General features: G+C 73.1%; 3 protein-coding genes and 1 tRNA gene. 3 read left to right on the top strand and 1 reads right to left on the bottom strand.

Annotated elements, in window-relative coordinates; genetic code table 11:
* Positions 1 to 754: FHA domain-containing protein (locus tag AB0J52_RS34470; protein WP_500187086.1), on the bottom strand; the 754-nt coding region annotated here is incomplete at its 3' end.
* Between the two features lie 434 nt (positions 755 to 1,188).
* Here AB0J52_RS34470 and AB0J52_RS34475 point away from each other — a divergent pair.
* The 3 genes from AB0J52_RS34475 to AB0J52_RS34485 form a co-directional block, all read left to right on the top strand.
* Positions 1,189 to 1,905, top strand: coding sequence for an LmeA family phospholipid-binding protein (locus tag AB0J52_RS34475; RefSeq protein ID WP_500187087.1), 717 nt, complete (start codon positions 1,189 to 1,191; stop codon positions 1,903 to 1,905).
* Between the two features lie 54 nt (positions 1,906 to 1,959).
* Positions 1,960 to 2,032, top strand: a tRNA-Lys gene (locus tag AB0J52_RS34480).
* A gap of 414 nt (positions 2,033 to 2,446) precedes the next feature.
* Positions 2,447 to 2,967 (top strand): CapA family protein (locus tag AB0J52_RS34485; RefSeq protein WP_500187088.1); only part of this gene is annotated, 521 nt, incomplete at its 3' end.

Genomic DNA, 2,967 nt, shown 5'->3' on the forward strand with positions numbered 1-2,967 from the left:
CCGCGGCGACCACACCCGCCGCCACCGGCGCCCCGGACGCCCAGGGGCGCGGCGCGGGGTTCGGGGAGGGGGTGCGACCTGCGGGATTGCCGCCCTGCGGGCTTCTTGCGACGTCCGGACGCGGGCCGTGGGCGACTCCCGGGGCCGGTGCGTGCCCGGCGTCCGGCGCGGGCCTCGGGCCAGGGGCCGGGCCCGGAGCATGCCTCGGATCGTCCGTGCGTGCAGGGCCTTGGCGGTACCTGTCGTCCTGCGGATATCCCGGCGTCCGGCCACGGCCCTGTCCCTGCGCCGGGACGGGGCCGGCGTGGCCGGCGCTCTGCGGCGGGCCGTAGCCCGGCACCTGCCCCGAGTCGCCGGGCGCGCGCGGGGTGGGGAGCTTGAACACCTGGCTGGGGCTGCGGTCCACGGCCGGTCTCGGGTCGGACGGCCGGAACGCGGAGCAGGCGAGGGGCGCGCCGTCGGTCGCGTGGCCCAGCCGGAACAGGTGCTCGCCGTCGATCACGACCCGCTGGACGCGGCGGCCGTCGAGGAAGACGCCGTTCCGGCTGCCGGCGTCCTCGAGCACCCAGCCGTCCGGGCCGGACCGGAGGTTCGCGTGGTGCCAGGAGACGCGGCCGTCGGTCACCACGATCTCCGACTCCGGGTCGCGCCCGACCCGGTACGTGCCGCCCGGACGCAGCCGGTGGACCCGCTCCCGGGTCCGGACGACCAGGAGCGGCGATGCCATGGACCCGGCCGAGGGACCCGCCGTCATGCCCGGAGTGTAAGACGCCGCACCCGCCATTGACAGGACGGATCCGGCGGCTTTGCATGAGTCCATGCCGACCCAGCGCGCGCCGCTTCCCCAGCGTGCGGGCCCGCCGGTCGGGCTGACCCCTTCCGTTCCTGCGGAAGCTTCCGTCCCGCCCGTTCCCGGCGGCACCCGGGAGGGGCGGCGTGGCCGGACCCGGCCGCGCGCGCTCCGGGCGTGTCCGGGAGCGGGGTCCGCCCCCGCCGGCGTCGAAGTTCCGTCCGCTCCCACCAGCCCCGCTCCCGTATCGGCACGGACCCCGGGTCCCCTCAGTGAGACGGCGTGGAGATCATGAACGAGTCGGCTGTCCAGCCCTCCGGCCGCGGCCCGGCCGGCGGCGTCCCCGAAGACGAGCGGCCTCCGGACCGCGCCGCGCGCCGCTCGCGGGGGTGGGAGGCGTGAGTGCCGCCGTGACGCGGGAGGAGCGGCTGCCGCAGCCGCCCCGCCGCAGGCGGCGGTGGCCGATCGTGCTGCTGGTCGTCGTCGTGATGCTGCTCCTGCTGCTGCTCGTCGCCGACCGGATCGCGCTGTTCGTCACCGAGGACGCGATGGCCGGCGAGATCAAGAAGGAGGGGTTCCCCAGCAAGCCGGACGTGAGCATCGAAGGGTTCCCGTTCCTGACGCAGGTGGCGGACCGGCACTTCGGCGACGTGCGGCTCAAGGCCAAGAACATCGCGGCCGGGCCGCTGAACGTGACGCGGCTGGACGCGCGGGCCACCGACGTCCGGCTGAACTCCGACTACCAGAGCGGGACGCTCGGCAAGGTCACCGGCGAGGCGTTCGTCGGGTTCGGCGACCTGGCCAAGGCGGGCGGGAGCGGGCTGGAGCTCCAGGCGGACGGCCCGGACAAGGTCAAGGCGAAGGTCGGCGCGTTCGGGCTGGACGCCACGGCGGTCGCGTCGGTCACGAAGGTCGGCAACAGCATCAGGGTCAGGACGCTGTCCGCCGAAGGGTTCGACCTGAGCGGGCTCGGCGACGACCTGGACTTCACCGTGCCGGTGAACGGGCTTCCGCTGGGGATGCGGTTCGACAGCCTGAGCGTGACGGGATCGGGCGTGAAGCTGCGGGTCAGCGGCACGCAGGTGAAGTTCAGCCAGGACGCCGGAGCGTCCTGAGCACGGACGGAGCCCTGCTAGAGTTGTCCTGTCGCCGGCGCGGTCCGGCGGCAGGCGCCGTTAGCTCAATTGGCAGAGCAGCGGACTCTTAATCCGCGGGTTCGGGGTTCAAGTCCCTGACGGCGCACCCGCTCCGGCAAGTCAGAACATTATTCCGGCGATTTTTCGTCTGCCTTTTATTTCGCGTCTCGCGCACCCATCGCTTTTCTTCCTTGGGCCTTTATCGCCTTGGGTATCGCTATCCCGGCCCGATGTGTCCGTAGATGGCCGGATTTGTCGCCTGCTTCCGCCTAGCCTCTCGCATCCCATGAGCAGTGCCAGGGACACGCCGGTGGAACTCCGGACTTCGCCATCGCGCGAAAAGCGCTGATCACGGCCGTCCAGCTTCCGGTAAACCGCCGTTTCAATCGGCACAGAACACCGAAGACCGTCAGACATGGGAGCTTCGGCGATATTTCCGTTGGCTTCGGGCGGCGGCCGTCCGCCGGTGGACCGGCGCGCGCCTCGTCCACCGAGGCCGCTGAGAGCGCTGAGCGCGGTGATGGTCGGGGCTCTCGGGCTCGCGGCGCTGTCGGGATGCGGCGACGAGCGCGCACGCCCCTCGGAACTGGAGGGGATGGTCACCCCGGGCCACCACGGGCGGGGCAAGGCGGGCCACGGGTCCGGCAGGACGGCCCGCCACGGGGCGGACCGGTTCACCGGGGTGGGGACCGGCGACTTCCTGCTGCACCAGGTCCTCATCGACCAGGCGGCGGCGGACGCGCGCGCCAAGGGCGGGAACGACTACGACTTCATGCCGATGCTCGCCCGCCTCAAGCCCGTCATCAGCGGGGCCGACCTGGCGGTGTGCCACCTGGAGACGCCCGTGGGCGGACGGACGGGGCCGTTCAGCGGATACCCCGTGTTCAACTCGCCGCCGCAGATCGTGGACGCGATCCGCCGGCTCGGGTACGACACCTGCTCCACCGCGTCCAACCACGCCATCGACCAGGGCGAACGCGGCGTCCGCCGCACCCTCGCCGCCCTGGACCGGGCGGGCATCGGGCACGCGGGCACCGCGCG

The organism is Spirillospora sp. NPDC049652 (assembly GCF_040675125.1).
In the GTDB taxonomy this organism is placed as follows: Bacteria; Actinomycetota; Actinomycetes; order Streptosporangiales; family Streptosporangiaceae; genus Spirillospora.